Below are 17,103 nucleotides of genomic sequence, written 5' to 3'. Positions count from 1 at the left end.
GCACCTGAGAGACTGGGCGCGATGAGTAAGACACCGCAGACCCTTCGCGCCCGCGCCGAGATCGACCTCGGGGCGCTGCGCGCCAATGTGCGTGCCCTGCGGGGCCGCGTGGGGCCCGACGTCCAGGTCATGGGCGTCGTGAAGGCCGACGCGTACGGGCACGGGGCCGTGCCCTGTGCCCGGGCGGCGCTGGAGGCGGGGGCCACCTGGCTCGGCACCGCCACCCCGCACGAGGCGCTCGCCCTGCGGGCGGCCGGGATCGACGCGCCCGTCCTGTGCTGGCTGTGGACGCCCGGGGACCCCTGGGACGAGGGCATCCGCGCCGGGCTGGACATGGCCGTCAGCGGGATGTGGGCCCTGGACGAGGTCAAGGAGGCCGCGCGCCGGACCGCACAGCCGGCGCGCGTGCAGCTCAAGGCCGACACCGGGCTCGGCCGCAACGGCTGCCAGCCCGCCGACTGGGACCGGCTCGTCGGCGAGGCGCTCACGGCCCAGGCCGAGGGCCTGGTGAAGGTCACCGGCGTCTGGTCGCACTTCGCGTGCGCCGACGAGCCCGGGCACCCCTCGATCGCCGCCCAGCTCGAGACGTTCCACGAGATGCTCGAGGACGCCGAGAAGGCGGGCGTCGAGCCGGAGGTGCGGCACATGGCCAACTCCCCGGCCACGCTCACCCTTCCGGAGACCCACTTCGACCTCGTGCGCCCCGGCATCGCGATGTACGGGGTCTCGCCCAGCCCCGAGGTCGGCACGCCCGCCGACTTCGGACTGCGGCCCGTGATGCGGCTGGTGGGGAGCGTCGCACTCGTCAAGGACGTGCCGGCCGGCCACGGCGTCAGCTACGGCCACCACTACGTCACCGAGGGCGCCACCACCCTCGGTCTCGTCCCGCTGGGGTACGCCGACGGCGTCCCGCGCCACGCGTCGGGCCGCGGCCCGGTGCTGGTCGGCGGCAAGGTGCGCACGGTGGCCGGGCGGGTCGCGATGGACCAGTTCGTCGTCGACCTCCAGGGGGACGAGGTCGAACCGGGTGCGCAAGCCGTGCTTTTCGGGGCAGGCGATGACGGTGAGCCGACCGCCGAGGACTGGGCACGTGCCGCCGACACGATCGCGTACGAGATCGTCACGCGCATCGGTCCGCGGGTACCGCGCGTCTATCTGAACGCCCGGCGGGAGCTGTAGCGGGAGCTAGGGAGCAGCCGTAGTGAGTGAGACCAGTTCGGTGGACGCGGCGGCGGAAGCGGTTTCCGCCGCCGCGGCCGGCAATTGGCGCCGCGCCGGTTTCGCCGGTGCCGCGATAGGGGTGATAGCGGCCGGCGCGGCGGCGGGGGTGGCCATCGAGCGGCTCACCGTCGGGCGCGGCATGCGCCGCAAGGCCCGCCTCGCGCTGGACGCCGCCGGCCCGTACGGCTCGCTGCGCGGTACGCCGGGCCGGGCCGCGGCCGACGACGGCACCGAGCTGTACTACGAGGTCGACGAGGTGGAGGCCGAGGCCGGCGCCCCGCGCCGCCGCCGGTTGTTCGGGCGCCGGACGCCCGCCCCCGTCACGGTGGTCTTCAGCCACGGCTACTGCCTCAACCAGGACTCCTGGCACTTCCAGCGCGCCGCGCTGCGGGGGCTGGTGCGCACGGTCCACTGGGACCAGCGCAGCCACGGCCGCTCGGGGCGGGGCGCCGCCCAGCGGGGGCCGGACCGCGTGCCGGTCTCCATCGACCAGCTCGGCCGCGACCTGAAGGCGGTCGTCGACGCCGCCGCACCGGAGGGGCCCCTGGTGCTGGTGGGGCACTCGATGGGCGGCATGACGGTGATGGCGCTGGCCGAGCAGTATCCGGAGCTGATCCGGGAGCGGGTCGTCGGCGTCGCCTTCGTGGGCACCTCGTGCGGCAACCTCGGCGAGGTCAACTACGGGCTGCCGGTCGCGGGTGTGAACGCCGTACGGCGGGTGCTGCCCGGCGTACTGCGGGCGCTGGGCTCGCAGGCGGAGCTGGTGGAGCGGGGACGGCGGGCGACCGCTGACCTGTTCGCGGGGCTCATCAAGCGCTACTCGTTCTCGTCGAGGGACGTGGACCCGGCGGTCGCCCGGTTCGCGGAGCGGATGATCGAGGGGACGCCCATCGACGTGGTCGCCGAGTTCTACCCGGCCTTCACCGAGCACGACAAGGCGGAGGCCCTGAGCATCTTCGCCGAGGTGCCGGTGCTCGCGCTCGCCGGAGACCAGGACCTGGTGACGCCCAGCTCGCACACGGAGGCCATCGCCGGCCTGCTCCCGGACGCCGAGCTGGTCATCGTGCCCGACGCCGGGCACCTGGTGATGCTGGAGCACCCGGAGGCGGTCACGGACCGGCTCGCGGACCTCCTGGTACGGGTGGGCGCCGTGCCGGCAGCGACTAACGTTGGCACGTATGGAAGCACCGCACAGCCCGGCACCTGACGGGGCCACGGCCACCGCCCGTCTCACCCTGCACTCACCCGACCAGACCCAGGAACTGGGCCGCACGCTCGCCAAGCTGCTGCGCCCCGGCGACCTGGTGATGCTCACCGGCGAGCTCGGCGCCGGCAAGACGACGCTGACGCGCGGGCTCGGCGAGGGCCTCGGGGTGCGCGGCGCGGTGACGTCCCCCACGTTCGTCATCGCCCGTGTCCACCCGTCCCTGGTGGGCGGCCCCGCGCTCGTCCACGTCGACGCCTACCGCCTGGGCGGCGGGCTCGACGAGATGGAGGACCTCGATCTCGACGTCTCGCTGCCCGACTCGGTGGTGGTCGTGGAGTGGGGCGAGGGCAAGGTCGAGGACCTCACGGAGGACCGGCTGCACGTCGTCATCCACCGGGTCGTCGGCTCCACGGACGACGAGCGGCGGATGGTGACGCTGACCGGACACGGCGCGCGCTGGGCGGGAGTGGACCTGGCGCTGGGGTAACGGGGGGCCTTACTTTCCGACAAGACGTCGGCATGATGTTGCGCCGTACGTCCAGGGCGTGGTCACATGGATACCAGGACCGGTTAGGTCTACCTAACCATGCCTGCCCCGCAGCCCGAGGAGGCGACCATGCCGACGTCGAAGCAGGATGTGTCGATGCGCGATCTGCTGGCGTCGTGCGCGGCGGCCAGCGCCGTCTCCACACCGCCGAAGGTCACGGACACGGACACCGGGGACGCCCCGGTCACCCCGGACGACGTGCCCGACGTCCGGGACGCGCGCACCGACACTCCCGGCCCCGCCCCGGAACGCCGCCGCGCCGCCTGACGCACAGCCGTACGACGGCGTCCGACGGCGTACGTCACGCGGGCATCCCGTCTAGGGGACGACGACCACCTTGGTGCTGACCGTCGCGAAGGTCCACATCGCGTCACCGTCCGCCCGCTTCATGCGGATGCCGCCCGTGCGGCGCGAGGGGTCCGGGCTGGCCAGGGTGCCGTCGACCGCCGCGCTGAAGCCGACCGTCACGCCCTCCACCGTCGCGAACCGCACGACGTGCTCGATCTGGACGCCGTCGGAGCCCGGCACGGTCCCGGAGCGGGACGTCACCGCGTAGGTCCCCGGGGCGGGGTGGACCGTGCTCGGCATCACCGCGAACGTACGCGTCACCGCGTTCTTCTCGCCCACCAGCCACACCCGCCGCTCGCCGAGCGAGTACACCACCCGCACGCCCGTGCCCGACTGCTTCGGCACCGCGAGCGCCGCGGCGGCCGGGTCCTTCGGCGCCGCGCCCGGGGCGGGGGCCGTCGGCGAGGCGGCCGGGGCGGGCGCCGTGGCCGACAGGTCGGCCGGGGCGGTGGCCGACGCCTGGTAGGCGAGGAAGCCGACCGCGGCCAGAGCCGCCGCGGTGAGCCCGGCCACGAATCCCGAGCTGCTCCTTGCCACGCTGCTGCCCACCTCTCCCACGTACGTATGCGGTGTGACCGTAGCAGGATCACGCGCGTGCACCGGGGGCGCCGTGCCCGCCGCCGCGGAGCCGTAGGCTGTTCGCGTGCTGTTGCTCGCCATGGATACCGCCACACCCGCCGTCACCGTCGCCCTGCACGACGGGGACTCCGTCCTCGCCCGGTCCAGTCAGGTCGACGCGCGCCGCCACGGGGAACTGCTGCTGCCCGCCGTGCACGGGGTGCTCCGCGAGGCCGGGCTGAAGCTGGACGCCGTCACCGGCATCGTCGTGGGCGTCGGGCCGGGCCCGTACACCGGACTCCGGGTCGGCCTCGTGACCGCCGCCACCTTCGCCTCCGCGCTCGGCGGCGTCCCGGTGCACGGGCTGTGCACGCTGGACGGCCTCGCGTACGCCTCCGGGATCGAGGAGCCGTTCGTCGTGGCGACCGACGCGCGCCGCAAGGAGGTCTACTGGGCGCGGTACGACGACCGCCGCACCCGCGCCACCGACCCCGCCGTCGACCGGCCCGCCGACATCGCCGACCGGGTCGCCGGCCTCCCGGCGGTCGGCGCGGGCGCCCGGCTGTACGGCGAGGTGTTCCCGGACGCCCGCGACCCCGAGCACCAGTCGGCCGCCGCGCTCGCGGCACTGGCCGCCGAGCGGCTGAGGGCGGGGGAGCCGTTCCTGGAACCGCGGCCGCTGTACCTGCGGCGCCCCGACGCCCAGGTGCCGAAGAACTACAAGGTGGTCACCCCGAAGTGACCGCAGAGAGCGCGGTCCTGCGCGAGATGCGCTGGTGGGACATCGCGCCGGTCCTGGAGCTCGAACGGGAGCTGTTCCCCGACGACGCCTGGTCCGAGGGCATGTTCTGGTCCGAGCTCGCCCACGCCCGCGGCCCGCACGCCACCCGCCACTACGTGGTGGCCGAGGCGGACGGCCGGGTGGTCGGTTACGCGGGCCTCGCGGCGGCGGGCGGACTGGGCGACGTCCAGACGATCGCCGTCGCCCGCGACCAGTGGGGCACCGGGCTCGGCGCCCGGCTGCTGACCGACCTGCTGCAGCACGCCACCGCCTTCGAGTGCGACGAGGTCCTGCTCGAGGTGCGCGTGGACAACACCCGCGCCCAGAAGCTGTACGAGCGCTTCGGCTTCGAGCCGATCGGCTTCCGCCGCGGCTACTACCAGCCGGGCAACATCGACGCGCTGGTCATGCGCCTGAACGTTCACCACGTACAAGGAACTGAGAGTGATGGCTGACGAACCCCTCGTCCTCGGCATCGAGACCTCCTGCGACGAGACCGGCGTCGGCATCGTCCGCGGCACGACCCTGCTCGCGGACGCCGTCGCGTCGAGCGTGGACACGCATGCCCGGTTCGGCGGCGTCGTGCCCGAGATCGCCTCCCGCGCCCACCTGGAGGCGATGGTCCCGACCATCGAGCGCGCCCTTGAGCAGGCCGGCGTCTCCGCCCGCGACCTGGACGGCATCGCCGTCACCGCCGGGCCCGGCCTCGCGGGCGCGCTGCTGGTGGGCGTGTCGGCGGCGAAGGCGTACGCGTTCGCCCTGGACAAGCCGCTGTACGGGGTGAACCACCTGGCCTCGCACATCTGCGTCGACCAGTTGGAGCACGGGCCGCTGCCCGAGCCGACGATGGCGCTGCTGGTCTCCGGCGGCCACTCGTCACTGCTGCTCGCCCCGGACATCACCTCCGACGTCCGCCCCATGGGCGCGACGATCGACGACGCCGCGGGCGAGGCGTTCGACAAGATCGCGCGCGTGCTGGACCTGGGCTTCCCGGGCGGGCCGGTGATCGACCGGCTGGCCAAGGAGGGCGACCCGGCCGCCATCGCGTTCCCGCGCGGGCTGAGCGGGCCGAGGGACCCCGCGTACGACTTCTCCTTCTCGGGCCTGAAGACGGCCGTGGCGCGCTGGATCGAGGCCAAGCGCGCGGCGGGCGAGGAGGTGCCCGTACGGGACGTGGCGGCGTCCTTCCAGGAGGCGGTCGTCGACGTCCTGACCCGCAAGGCCGTGCGGGCCTGCAAGGACCAGGGCGTCGACCACCTGATGATCGGCGGCGGCGTGGCCGCCAACTCCCGGCTGCGGGCACTGGCCGAGGAGCGGTGCGAACGCGCCGGCATCCGGCTGCGCGTGCCGCGCCCGGGGCTGTGCACCGACAACGGTGCGATGGTCGCGGCCCTGGGCGCCGAGATGGTCGCCCGCAACCGGCCGGCCTCGGACCTGGAGCTGTCGGCGGACTCGTCCCTGCCGGTGACGGACCCGCACGTGCCCGGGAACCACGACCACGACCACGTCCACGAGATCAGCAAGGACAACCTCTACTCATGACCGCGGTCACCCTCATGTGGGAGGCCCGCGCGGCGGACGGCCGGGGCGGCGAGCTGCTGCAGTGGGCCCGCGCCCAGCCGCTGCCCGCCGAGCCGCTCCGCCGCGAGACCTTCACGGCCCCCGGTGACCGGGTGCTGGTCCTGACCTGGTGGGACGCCCCCAACGACGCCGACCTCCCCGAACTCCCGGAGCCCGCCGCGGAACTGGTCACCCGCCCGGTGCACCGGTGGCGTTTCACGTCACACGGGACCGCCTGACGGAACCCCCGGCACCGATCGGCCCTCAAGCACTACGGAGCTGATCAGGCGTTCGGACGGGGGCACGGGTGGGGAAGTACATCGTGGGGGCGGCGGCGCTGACCGCCGTGGCCCTGCTCATATCGGGGTGCGACACGCAGAGCGCACCGCAGCCCGCGCCCACCACCGTCGCGGCGGTGCCGCCCAAGGCGCCGGACAAGGCGCCCGACCCCTCCGCGGCGTACGCGAAATGGGGGCTGAAGCCCTTCGCCGCCCCGCCCGCGCCGCCCGCCGTCAAGCCGGTGAAGAGGGCGGACGGGGGCCCGGTTCCGGTCATCAGCGAGATACCGACCAAGGACAAGGTCGTCTTCCTCACCTTCGACGACGGCGCCGAGAAGGATCCGGAGTTCGTCGCCATGATGCGGGACCTGAAGGTGCCCTTCACGATGTTCCTCACGGATTCCGCCATCAGCCGGGACTACGGCTACTTCACGCCGCTGGCCGCACTGGGCGCCGGGGTCGCCAACCACACCCTCACCCACCCCGACCTCCGCACCCTGGACGCCGCCGCCCAGAAGCGGGAGATATGCGGCCAGCAGGAGAGGCTCGAGCGGGCGTACGGCACCACCCCGCGCCTCTTCCGCCCGCCCTACGGCAACTGGAACGAGGACACCCGGGCCGCGGCGGCCCAGTGCGGTGTCGACGCGATCGTGCTGTGGCGCGAGTCCATGCAGATCACCGACATGCAGTACCAGCGCGCCGACCACAAGCTCCGGCCCGGCGACATCATCCTGGCCCACTTCCGGGGCCCGGAGGACCTCAAGGGCACGACGATGACGCAGATGACGGCCACCATGCTCCGCCGGGTCCAGGAGCAGGGTTTCACGGTCGCGCGCCTGGAGGACTACGTCTGAGGACCGCGCCCCGCGCGCACCGGCGTCCCGCGGAGAAGTCCCCGAAGTCCCCGCGCTCCCGAGGACACGGGACCCGCGACGCCCGTGAGAGGGCCATGCTGGAGGAACGATCACGGGCGCTAGCCTCGGACCATGCCCAGCCGTAACGTCCTGCCCCCGCCTCCGCCGCCCGTCCACCTGCGCACCTGGCCCGGACGCGAGGCACTGCTCGCCGACCGGGCCCTGGCGGTGGGGGAACTGGTGCGGCGGATGGTGGGCGGGCAGCGGCTGACGCTGTCCCTGCTGACGCTGCTGGGGCTCCAGTTCGGCTGGGCCTGCGTCGGCGGCGGGCTCCTCGCGTTCGAGGGGCCCGGTGACCCGCTCACGGCCATGGCGGGCGCCCTCGCCGCCTGCCTGGGGCTGGCCGTCGTGGTGCCGCTGGTCGTCGTGGTCGTGCTCGGCGTCCGCCGCGACCGCACCCTGCGCGCCCGGCTGCTCCAGTGGGTGGCCCTGGACCCGGCCCCGGTCCGCGACGCCCGCTTCCGGGCTCCGGGCGCGAGCCTGGCGTGGCTGCTGCTCGGCTTCGCGCAGTGCGTGGCCGGCCTGTGGCTCTCGTTCGTCGTCCCGGCCACCGCCCGCCCCGGCGCCACGACGTACACGGAGGTCGCCTACGCCCTGGGCGCCGGGCTCATCTTCTGGATCAGCGGCCTGATCGCCGCCACCAAGGCACTCGGCCACCGCCGCCTGGTACTGCGCAACCCCTAGACCGGCCGGCCGACCAGCATCGTCGGGGCACCGGCGACGCGGGTCAGGAACACCGTGGCCGCGTTCGGGCCCTTGGGCTTGAGCTTGCGGCGCAGCTCCTCCGGCTCGACCGCCGAGCCGCGCTTCTTCACCGTCAGGGTGCCGACCTCCCGCTCGCGCAGCAGGGCCTTCAGCCTCTTGAGGTTGAAGGGCAGTTGGTCGGTGATCTCGTACGCGGTGGCGTACGGCGTGGGGCGCAGCTCGTCCGCCGTGATGTACGCGATCGTCTCGTCGACCAGGCCGCCCGCGAGGTCGTCGGCGACCTCCGCGACCAGGTGCGCGCGGATGACGGCGCCGTCCGGCTCGTACAGGAAGCGGCCGACCGGGCGCACTCGCGGGTCCGGCAGGCCCCGCCCGGTGAGGGTGCGCGGGCCGGGAAGGAGGGTCGCGGTGACCGCGCCGGGGCGGGTGCCGAACCAGAGCACCGCCTCCTTCACGTCGCCGCCGTCCGAGACCCACTCGGCCTCCGCCTCCGGCGGGACCGTCTCGTGCGGGATGCCCGGGGCGATCTTCAGCGCGGCGTGCGGGGCCTTGCGGGCCGCGTCCATGGCCCACGACAGGGGCGGTGAGTACGCCTCCGGGTCGAACACGCGGCCCCGGCCGCCGCGCCGCGCGGGGTCGACGAAGACCGCGTCGTACGGGGAGGTGTCCACCTCCGTGACGTCCGCGCAGCGCACCTCGATCAGGTCGGCGAGGCCGAGCGCGGCGGCGTTCGCGCGGGCGGCCTCGGCCGTCAGCGGGTCACGGTCGACCGCCAGGACACGGACCCCGGCGCGGGCGAGCGCGATCGCGTCCCCGCCGATCCCGCAGCACAGGTCGGCGACGCCACGGACGCCGAGCTCCCTGAAGCGGGCGGCCCGGTACGCCGCGACCGTGGCCCGGGTCGACTGCTCCACGCCGTTGGGCGTGAAGTACATCCGGTGCGCGTCCCGCTCGCCGAACTTCGCCACCGCGCGCTGCCGCAGCCGCGCCTGCCCGAGCGCCGCCGTGACCAGGTCCGCCGGGTGGTCGCGGCGCAGCCGGGAAGCGACGGCCAGCTCCTGGGAGGGGGTGTAGTCGCGCAGGGCGGCGAGCAGGGCCTGGCCCTCGTCGGTGAGGAGCGCGGAGAAGGCGGCGAGATCGGTCACCCGGCCCATTGTGGGCCAGGCGGGGGATGGTGCGCGTCAGGCGGCGGTGTCGGCCGGTGGCGGGGGCGGTGCGCTGACAGGATGCGGCGCCATGCAGCTAGTACGACAAAAAGGTCAAAGGGTAAGTAAGCGGGCCCGGATCGTCCTGGGCGCCCTGCTGGTCGCGGCGCTCGGCACCGCCTGCGCGGCCGAAACCGGTGCCGGAGGTGCCGGGGCGGGCGCCGGGGGCCGGGCCGGGCCCGCCGCCGGACAGCAGGCCCAGCGGCCCCCCAACGCCTCCGACGCCCTCACGGCGTACGTGGAGAGGACCCGGCGCGCCCAGGCGGCCCGCGTCCTCGCCGCCAGGAAGTGGGGGCTCAGGGCGACCCCCCTGGCCGCGCCCCCGCCCCCGGCGCCCGGCGACAAGCCGCACATCACCTTCCGCCGGGGCTTCGAGGTCGGCGACCCCACCCTGCCGCCGGTCTTCACCACCGTCCCGACCACGGACCGGGTCGTCTTCCTCACCATCGACGACGGCGCGGAGAAGGACCCGCGGCTGCTGCGCATGATGGCCGAACTGGGCATCCCCTACAGCGCCTTCCTCAGCGACTACCTGGTCAAGGAGGACTACGGCTACTTCAAGCGGATGCAGGACCAGGGGGTGGCGCTGCACAACCACACCCTCAACCACCGCTACATGCCGGCCCTGTCGTACGAGGAGCAGAAGCACGAGATCTGCGGCCAGCAGGCCACCATCGAGAAGCGGTACGGCAAGCGCCCCACCCTCTTCCGCCCGCCCTACGGCAATTACAACGCCGACACCCTGCGGGCCGCCCGGTCGTGCGGGGTCACCGCCGTGCCCCTGTGGGCCGCCGAGGCCTTCCCCGACCACATGGAGTGGCGCGAATGGGACCGGGACCTGCACCCCGGCGACATCATCCTCACGCACTTCCGGGGCCGGGAGGACTGGAACGGCACCATGCCGGACATGATCCGGCAGGTGATGGACGTCGTCACGGCCAAGGGGTACGCGGTGGCCCGGCTGGAGGACTACGTCTGACCCGCCCGCCCCGGCCCGCCCGCCGGCCCGCGCCGCCCTCCGCGGACCGCCGGCGAACGGCCGGTGCACGCCACGGCCCGCGGTGAATTGGCACTCCGCTTGACCGAGTGCTAATCGCGGTCATAGTCTCGGCTCTGGCACTCCCCACTGGAGAGTGCCAACACAGCGACGGGCAGGTCCGGCACCCGCGACGACGGATCCACCTGGTCGCCACCTCAGACAGTTAACCCCGTGAGATCTCCGAAGGGGGAGGTCGGATCGTGACGACCACCAGCTCCAAGGTTGCCATCAAGCCGCTCGAGGACCGCATCGTGGTCCAGCCGCTCGACGCCGAGCAGACCACCGCCTCTGGCCTGGTCATCCCGGACACCGCCAAGGAGAAGCCCCAGGAGGGCGTCGTCCTGGCCGTTGGCCCGGGCCGCTTCGAGAACGGCGAGCGTCTGCCGCTCGACGTCAAGACCGGCGACATCGTGCTGTACAGCAAGTACGGCGGCACCGAGGTGAAGTACAGCGGCGAGGAGTACCTCGTCCTCTCGGCTCGCGACGTGCTCGCGATCGTCGAGAAGTAAGTCACCGCAGAGATTGCTTCTGAGCTGCGCCCCTGGCCCCCGCTGATGACACATTGCCGGGCGGCGAGGGGCGCGGTTCGTTAACCCGAGTTTCCGAGAGGGCTGAATCGCTCCCATGGCGAAGATCCTGAAGTTCGACGAGGACGCCCGTCGCGCCCTTGAGCGCGGCGTCAACAAGCTTGCCGACACGGTCAAGGTGACGATCGGCCCCAAGGGCCGCAACGTCGTCATCGACAAGAAGTTCGGCGCGCCGACCATCACCAACGACGGTGTCACCATCGCCCGCGAGGTCGAGGTCGAGGACCCGTACGAGAACCTCGGCGCCCAGTTGGTGAAGGAGGTGGCGACCAAGACCAACGACATCGCGGGTGACGGCACCACCACCGCCACCGTCCTGGCCCAGGCCCTGGTCCGCGAGGGTCTGCGCAACGTCGCCGCGGGTGCCTCCCCGGCCGCCCTGAAGAAGGGCATCGACGCCGCGGTCAAGGCGGTCTCCGACGACCTTCTCGCCTCCGCCCGCCCGATCGACGACAAGGCCGACATCGCCGCCGTCGCCGCGCTGTCCGCGCAGGACCAGCAGGTCGGCGAGCTCATCGCCGAGGCGATGGACAAGGTCGGCAAGGACGGTGTCATCACCGTCGAGGAGTCCAACACCTTCGGCCTGGAGCTGGACTTCACCGAGGGCATGGCCTTCGACAAGGGCTACCTGTCCCCCTACATGGTCACCGACCAGGAGCGTATGGAGGCCGTCCTCGACGACCCGTACATCCTGATCCACCAGGGCAAGATCTCCGCGATCACCGACCTGCTCCCGCTGCTGGAGAAGGTCATCCAGGCCGGCTCCTCCAAGCCGCTGCTGATCATCGCCGAGGACGTCGAGGGCGAGGCCCTGTCGACCCTGGTCGTCAACAAGATCCGCGGCACGTTCAACGCCGTCGCGGTCAAGGCCCCCGGCTTCGGTGACCGCCGCAAGGCGATGCTCGGCGACATGGCCGCCCTCACCGGCGCCACCGTCATCGCCGAGGAGGTCGGCCTCAAGCTCGACCAGGCCGGTCTGGACGTGCTGGGCACCGCCCGCCGCGTCACCGTCACCAAGGACGACACCACGATCGTCGACGGCGGTGGCAAGTCGGAGGACGTGGCCGGCCGCGTCGCGCAGATCAAGTCCGAGATCGAGACCACGGACTCCGACTGGGACCGCGAGAAGCTCCAGGAGCGCCTCGCGAAGCTGGCCGGCGGCGTGTGCGTGATCAAGGTCGGCGCCGCCACCGAGGTGGAGCTGAAGGAGAAGAAGCACCGTCTCGAGGACGCCATCTCCGCGACCCGCGCCGCGGTCGAGGAGGGCATCGTCTCCGGTGGTGGCTCCGCGCTCGTCCACGCCGTCAAGGTGCTCGAGGGCAACCTCGGCAAGGACGGCGACGAGGCCACCGGTGTCGCGGTCGTCCGCCGCGCCGCCGTCGAGCCGCTGCGCTGGATCGCCGAGAACGCCGGCCTGGAGGGTTACGTCATCACCTCCAAGGTCGCCGAGCTCGACAAGGGCCAGGGCTTCAACGCCGCCACCGGCGAGTACGGCGACCTGGTCAAGGCCGGCGTCATCGACCCGGTGAAGGTCACCCGCTCCGCCCTGGAGAACGCCGCCTCCATCGCCTCCCTGCTGCTCACGACCGAGACCCTGGTCGTCGAGAAGAAGGAAGAGGAGCCGGCGGACGCGGGCCACGGCCACGGTCACGGCCACGCCCACTGACGCACGTCGGTCGCACACCGGCCCGGTGCCCCCGTCGCGGGGGCACCGGGCCGGTGCGTTGTGCGGGGGCTTACGCCGAGCGGTCCAGCTCCGAGGGGCGCACCGGGTCCCGGAACGGCGCCCCCTTCGCGTAGCGCTCCAGCTCGTCCAGCGCATGGTCCGCCATCCGGTGCAGCTCGTTGCCGAGCGAGCCGGCGATGTGCGGGGTGAGCAGCACGTTGGGCAGGGTGTAGAGCGGTGAGTCGGGGGGCGGCAGCTCGGGGTCGGTGACGTCGAGCACGGCGTGCAGGCGGCCCGCGGTGAGGTGCGGGAGCAGGGCTCCCTCGTCGACGAGGGAGCCCCGGGCGGTGTTGATGAGCGTCGCGCCGTCCGGCATGAGGGCGAGCTGCGGGGCGCCGATCATATGGCGCGTGGACGGCAGTTGCGGGGCGTGCACGGAGACGATGTCCGCGCGGGAGCACAACTCGTCGAGCCCCACCGGTACGGCGCCGAGCGCCGCGGCCTCGCCGGGGGTGAGGTACGGGTCGTAGAGCAGGACATGGATGTCGAAGGGGCGCAGCAGCTCCAGCACACGGCGCCCGATGCGCGAGGCGCCCACGATGCCGACCGTGCGGCAGTGGTTGCCGCTGTCGGCGAGCTCGCTCAGCCAGTCGTGCTCGGCGCGCAGCTCCGCGTACCGCCGGGCGGCGCGCAGGACGCGCTTGCCGGCCAGGAGGATGGCGGCGAGCGTGTATTCGGCGACCGGCAGGGCGTTGGCCGCGGCGGCCGAGGTCACGGCGATGCCGCGGTCCCAGCAGGCGCCGGTGATGTGGTGCTTGACCGATCCGGCGGCGTGCACGACGGCGCGCAGGCGCGGGGCACGGTCCAGGACGGCCGCGGTGAGCGGCGTCGCGCCCCAGCAGGTGAACAGCACCTCGGCCTCCTCGAGCGCGGCCGCGATCCGGGGCGTGGGGGCGGCCAGGTCGTGGGCGACCAGGTGCGGGTCGGTGCGCGCGAGGGCGGCCAGCCGGGTGCGGTGGGCGTCGGTGAGCAGGCGGCCGGCGATGCCGGGGGCCATGGCCAGCAGCAGGGCGGGGCGCTCGGGCGGCCGGTTGTCAGTGGTGTGGTGCATGGTGGGAGGTGCGCTCCTCACTTGACGCTGCCGGCGGTCAGACCGGCCTTCCAGTGGCGCTGGAGCGAGACGAAGGCGATGACCAGGGGGACGACGGCGAGCAGGGAGCCGGTGACGACGAGGGGGTAGAAGTCCGGCTCGGCGTGGGCGTTGCTGTTCCATGCGTACAGGCCGAGGCTCAGGGGGAAGAGCCGCTGGTCCGAGAGCATCACCAGGGGGAGGAAGAAGTTGTTCCAGATGGCGGTGAACTGGAAGAGGAAGACGGTCACGAGGCCGGGCATGATCATGCGCAGTCCGATCGACCAGAAGGCCCGCAGCTCGCCGGCCCCGTCGATACGGGCGGCCTCCAGGGCCTCGTCGGGGATGTAGCCGGCGCTGAAGACCCGGGCGAGGTAGACGCCGAACGGGTTGACCAGGACGGGGACGAGCACGGCCCAGTAGGTGTTGACGAGGCCGGCCGTGCTGGCGAGCAGGTACAGGGGCAGGGCGAGCGCGGTGGTGGGGACCAGGACGCCCATCAGGACGGCGCCGAACAGCTTCTCCTTGCCCCGGAACTCGTACTTGTCGAAGGCGTACCCCGCGGCGACGCAGATCAGCGAGCAGACCAGCGCCCCGCCGCCCGCGTACAGCAGGCTGTTGAGGTACCAGCGGAAGTAGACGCCGTCGCCGTGGTCGGCGAGCCGGGCGAGGTTGCCCGCGAGGTCGGAGCCGTCGAAGGAGAGGGCGTTCCCGGCCAGCAGCCCGCCCGCGTCCTTGGTGGCGGCGGTGACCAGCCAGACCAGGGGGAAGAGCATGTAGGCGGCGGACAGCAGCAGGGCCCCGTTGACGGCGGCCTTCGACAGCCGGCGGCGCGGCGGACGGTGGGCACGGGCGGAGCCACGGGCGGGCGTGGGGGCGGTGCGCGCGGGTGGCGCGGTGGTGGCGGTCGCACTCATGCGTGCTTCCCCTTCCGGCGGCCGGTGAAGCGGGTGACGGCGAAGGACAGCAGCGCGGCGGTGAGCGCGAGGAGGACGGAGGCGGCCGCCGCGAGTCCGTAGTCGTTGCGGTCGAAGGCGGCGCTGTAGGCGTACATGTTCGGCGTCCAGGTGGAGGTGACGGCCGAACCGGTGCCCTTGTTGAGGATCAGCGGCTCGGTGAAGAGCTGGAGCGAGCCGATGACCGTGAACAGCGCGACCATCGTCAAGGAGGCGCGGATCAGCGGGAGTTTGATGGCGAACGCGGTGCGCCACGCACCCGCCCCGTCGACCGTCGCCGCTTCGAGGACGGAGCGGTCGATGGCCTGGAGCGCCGCGTAGAAGATGACCATGTTGTAGCCGAGCCACTCCCACAGCGCGATGTTGACCACGGAGGGGAGGGCGCCTTCGGGCGAGAAGAAGTCGAAGCCGATGCCGCCGGACTCCATGGCCTTCACCACCGGGCTGAGCTGGGGTGTGTAGAGGTACACCCAGATCAGCGCGGCGATGATGCCGGGCACGGCATGCGGCAGGAACAGCGCGAGCTGGAAGAAGCGGCGGGCGCGGGCGAGGGCCGAGTCGAGCAGCAGGGCGAGTGCGAGGGCCCCGGCGAGCAGCAGCGGGATGTAGAGCAGGCTGTATCCGACCAGGACGCCGAAGCCCTCGCGGAAGGCCCGGTCGCCCAGTGCCGCCAGGTAGTTGTCGAGGCCGCTGAAGACGGTCTCGGTGCCGCCGAAGCCCAGCCCCGACTGCTTCTCGGTGAACAGGCTGAGCCAGAGCGCGTATCCGATCGGCACCACCATCACCGCGGTGAACAGGGTGAAGAAGGGGGCCAGGAGGACGGCGGCCGCACCGGTACGGGCACGGGCACCGGTACGGGCAGGTCCGCCGGTACGGGCAGGGGCGCCGGCGGTACGGCGACGGGCGGCTGGCGCGGCGGGGGTGACGCGGGCCTTCATCGCCGGTCAGCCCTCGACCTTCAGCCCGCGCTTCTTCAGCTCGGCGACGGTCGCGTCGTGCCCGGCCCGCACGGCGTCGGCGAGGGTGGTGCCGCCACGGGCGGCCTTGCCGAGCCGGTCCTTGATGGCGAGGTTGGTGGTGCCGGTGGCGGGCCCCCAGGCCCAGTTCGGGTTGATGGACGCGCCGGCCCCCTCGAAGAGCCGGTAGATGTCCTGGCCGCCGTAGAAGCCGGCGTCGAACGCCTCCTTGGCGACCGGGCGCAGGGCGGTGGCGGCCGGGAAGGCGCTGGAGGTGCCGGAGGCTATCCGTGCCCTGACGCCCTCCTCGGTGGTGGCCATCCAGGTCGCGAACTCGACCGCCGCACCGGCCTTCTCGCTGCCCTTGGGCACCGCGAAGGTGGAGCCTCCGAGCATGCCGCTGGCGGGTCCGCCGTCCCAGGTGGGCACCGGGGCGACGGCCCACTTGCCGCTCTGCTCGGGCAGCGTGCCCTTGAGGACGCCCGCGCCCCAGGAGGCGCCGAGGTAGCCGAGGGTGGTGCCGTTCTTCAGGGAGCTGGTCCACTCGGGGCTGAAGGAGGCGTCGTCGTGCACGAGGCCGTCGTCGAGCAGGCCCTGCCAGTAGGCGGTGACCTTGTTGGTGGCGGCGTCGGTGGTGTTCACCTTCCAGGTGTCGCCCTCGGCCTTGAACCACTGGGCGCCGGCCTGCCAGGCCATCGCCTCGAAGGTGGTCGGGTCGTCGGGGAAGAAGGTGGCGATCCGGGCCCTGGCGTCGGCCTTCCTCACCTTCTCGGCCGCCGCTTCGAACTCGGCCCAGGTGGTGGGCACGTCGACGCCGTACCTGGCGAACAGGTCCTTGCGGTAGTAGAAGGCCTGTGGGGCGGCGTCGAAGGGGACGGCCCAGTTCTTGCCGCCGAGGGTGGTCAGCTCCACGGCCTGGGGCAGCAGTTGGCCGCGGACGTCCTCGGGCAGGTGGGCGCCGATGTCCTGGAGCGCGCCCTGGCTGACGAACTCGGGGAGCGACGGGTATTCGACGGACACCAGGTCGGGGGCGTTGCCCGCCTTCACCGCGTTGGAGATCTTGGCGTATCCGCCGGCGTTGCCGGAGGGGATCTCCTCGAACCTGACCCGGATGTCCTTCTGCGCGGCGTTGAACGCGTCGACGACCTCCCGGGAGCCCTTGGCCCAGCCCCAGAAGGTGATGGTCACCGGCTTTCCGCCGCCGGTGGCACTCGCTGACGGGTCGTCACCACCGCTGCCGCATGCGGGAAGGAGGGCGAGGGCGGCGACGGCGGCGACGGTGCCGGTCAGGGCGGGGGACGTTCCGGTCCGGCTGCGGCTGCGGCTGGTGCTGCGGCGCATGCTGCGGCTCATGGCGGGGCTCCTGGACGGACGGCGACACGGATGGTGTGGCCGTGATGATTGAGCCCCTCATGAGCGAAGTCAAGAGCGAAAGATTGATTGATC

Annotated in this window: 19 protein-coding genes; 13 read left to right on the top strand and 6 right to left on the bottom strand. The window is 72.8% G+C overall.

Features of this window, described 5'->3' with window-relative positions:
• Positions 1-21 precede the first annotated feature (21 nt).
• The 4 genes from alr to E2B92_RS29735 all read left to right on the top strand — a co-directional run bounded on the left by alr (position 22) and on the right by E2B92_RS29735 (position 3,242).
• On the top strand, positions 22-1,179 hold the full coding sequence (gene alr / locus E2B92_RS29750; protein ID WP_126887027.1) for an alanine racemase: 1,158 nt from the start codon (positions 22-24) through the stop codon (positions 1,177-1,179).
• A 22-nt stretch (positions 1,180-1,201) separates the two neighbouring features.
• Positions 1,202-2,428: an alpha/beta fold hydrolase gene (locus E2B92_RS29745; RefSeq protein ID WP_126887026.1), complete on the top strand. Its 1,227-nt coding sequence runs from the start codon at positions 1,202-1,204 to the stop codon at positions 2,426-2,428.
• A complete protein-coding gene (tsaE, locus tag E2B92_RS29740) occupies positions 2,400-2,915 on the top strand; it encodes a tRNA (adenosine(37)-N6)-threonylcarbamoyltransferase complex ATPase subunit type 1 TsaE (protein ID WP_126887025.1) in 516 nt (171 codons plus the stop codon). The genes E2B92_RS29745 and tsaE overlap by 29 nt, the downstream gene beginning before the upstream one ends.
• A gap of 129 nt (positions 2,916-3,044) precedes the next feature.
• Positions 3,045-3,242, top strand: a complete 198-nt coding sequence (locus E2B92_RS29735) for a hypothetical protein (RefSeq protein ID WP_126887024.1) — start codon at positions 3,045-3,047, stop codon at positions 3,240-3,242.
• A 51-nt stretch (positions 3,243-3,293) separates the two neighbouring features.
• On the opposite strand, the gene E2B92_RS29730 is transcribed toward E2B92_RS29735, so the two are convergent.
• Complete coding sequence (locus E2B92_RS29730) at positions 3,294-3,860, bottom strand: hypothetical protein (RefSeq protein ID WP_235024043.1); 567 nt, start codon at positions 3,858-3,860, stop codon at positions 3,294-3,296.
• 106 nt (positions 3,861-3,966) lie between these two features.
• Here E2B92_RS29730 and tsaB point away from each other — a divergent pair, with 106 nt between their 5' ends.
• From tsaB to E2B92_RS29700, 6 genes are all read left to right on the top strand, one after another.
• Positions 3,967-4,623: a tRNA (adenosine(37)-N6)-threonylcarbamoyltransferase complex dimerization subunit type 1 TsaB gene (gene tsaB, locus E2B92_RS29725; RefSeq protein WP_126887023.1), complete on the top strand. Its 657-nt coding sequence runs from the start codon at positions 3,967-3,969 to the stop codon at positions 4,621-4,623.
• Positions 4,620-5,117, top strand: coding sequence for a ribosomal protein S18-alanine N-acetyltransferase (rimI, locus tag E2B92_RS29720; RefSeq protein WP_185923645.1), 498 nt, complete (start codon positions 4,620-4,622; stop codon positions 5,115-5,117). Before tsaB ends, rimI begins: the two co-directional genes overlap by 4 nt.
• On the top strand, positions 5,110-6,204 hold the full coding sequence (tsaD, locus tag E2B92_RS29715; protein ID WP_126887022.1) for a tRNA (adenosine(37)-N6)-threonylcarbamoyltransferase complex transferase subunit TsaD: 1,095 nt from the start codon (positions 5,110-5,112) through the stop codon (positions 6,202-6,204). Before rimI ends, tsaD begins: the two co-directional genes overlap by 8 nt.
• On the top strand, positions 6,201-6,461 hold the full coding sequence (locus E2B92_RS29710) for a hypothetical protein (RefSeq protein ID WP_126887021.1): 261 nt from the start codon (positions 6,201-6,203) through the stop codon (positions 6,459-6,461). The genes tsaD and E2B92_RS29710 overlap by 4 nt, the downstream gene beginning before the upstream one ends.
• 68 nt (positions 6,462-6,529) lie before the next feature.
• The gene (locus E2B92_RS29705; RefSeq protein ID WP_126887020.1) at positions 6,530-7,354 is read left to right on the top strand and encodes a polysaccharide deacetylase family protein; all 825 of its coding nucleotides are present in this window, start codon (positions 6,530-6,532) and stop codon (positions 7,352-7,354) included.
• A 132-nt stretch (positions 7,355-7,486) separates the two neighbouring features.
• Positions 7,487-8,098 carry a hypothetical protein gene (locus E2B92_RS29700; protein WP_126887019.1) on the top strand — a complete coding sequence of 204 codons (612 nt, stop codon included), beginning with the start codon at positions 7,487-7,489 and terminating at the stop codon, positions 8,096-8,098.
• Here E2B92_RS29700 and E2B92_RS29695 read toward each other — a convergent pair.
• A complete protein-coding gene (locus E2B92_RS29695) occupies positions 8,095-9,264 on the bottom strand; it encodes a THUMP-like domain-containing protein (protein WP_126887018.1) in 1,170 nt (389 codons plus the stop codon). The genes E2B92_RS29700 and E2B92_RS29695 overlap by 4 nt on opposite strands.
• A gap of 91 nt (positions 9,265-9,355) precedes the next feature.
• Here E2B92_RS29695 and E2B92_RS29690 point away from each other — a divergent pair, with 91 nt between their 5' ends.
• The 3 genes from E2B92_RS29690 to groL all read left to right on the top strand — a co-directional run bounded on the left by E2B92_RS29690 (position 9,356) and on the right by groL (position 12,616).
• Positions 9,356-10,303, top strand: coding sequence for a polysaccharide deacetylase family protein (locus E2B92_RS29690; protein ID WP_126887017.1), 948 nt, complete (start codon positions 9,356-9,358; stop codon positions 10,301-10,303).
• 260 nt (positions 10,304-10,563) lie between these two features.
• Positions 10,564-10,872, top strand: coding sequence for a co-chaperone GroES (gene groES / locus E2B92_RS29685; protein ID WP_010471835.1), 309 nt, complete (start codon positions 10,564-10,566; stop codon positions 10,870-10,872).
• A gap of 115 nt (positions 10,873-10,987) precedes the next feature.
• Positions 10,988-12,616: a chaperonin GroEL gene (gene groL / locus E2B92_RS29680; RefSeq protein WP_126889017.1), complete on the top strand. Its 1,629-nt coding sequence runs from the start codon at positions 10,988-10,990 to the stop codon at positions 12,614-12,616.
• A gap of 70 nt (positions 12,617-12,686) precedes the next feature.
• Here groL and E2B92_RS29675 read toward each other — a convergent pair whose 3' ends face one another.
• From E2B92_RS29675 to E2B92_RS29660, 4 genes are read right to left on the bottom strand one after another with little or no spacing between them, the layout of a single operon-like run.
• The gene (locus E2B92_RS29675; RefSeq protein ID WP_126889018.1) at positions 12,687-13,727 is read right to left on the bottom strand and encodes a hydroxyacid dehydrogenase; all 1,041 of its coding nucleotides are present in this window, start codon (positions 13,725-13,727) and stop codon (positions 12,687-12,689) included.
• A 17-nt stretch (positions 13,728-13,744) separates the two neighbouring features.
• Complete coding sequence (locus E2B92_RS29670) at positions 13,745-14,662, bottom strand: carbohydrate ABC transporter permease (RefSeq protein ID WP_235024042.1); 918 nt, start codon at positions 14,660-14,662, stop codon at positions 13,745-13,747.
• The gene (locus E2B92_RS29665) at positions 14,659-15,639 is read right to left on the bottom strand and encodes a carbohydrate ABC transporter permease (RefSeq protein ID WP_235024041.1); all 981 of its coding nucleotides are present in this window, start codon (positions 15,637-15,639) and stop codon (positions 14,659-14,661) included. The genes E2B92_RS29670 and E2B92_RS29665 overlap by 4 nt, the downstream gene beginning before the upstream one ends.
• A 6-nt stretch (positions 15,640-15,645) precedes the next feature.
• A complete protein-coding gene (locus E2B92_RS29660) occupies positions 15,646-17,010 on the bottom strand; it encodes an ABC transporter substrate-binding protein (protein WP_235024040.1) in 1,365 nt (454 codons plus the stop codon).
• Positions 17,011-17,103: the final 93 nt, after the last annotated feature.

Source organism: Streptomyces sp. WAC05374, from assembly GCF_004353505.1.
Taxonomy (GTDB): domain Bacteria; phylum Actinomycetota; class Actinomycetes; order Streptomycetales; family Streptomycetaceae; genus Streptomyces.
Note: the sequence above shows the minus strand (reverse complement) of the source record. Positions and strands in the feature narration are given on the sequence as shown.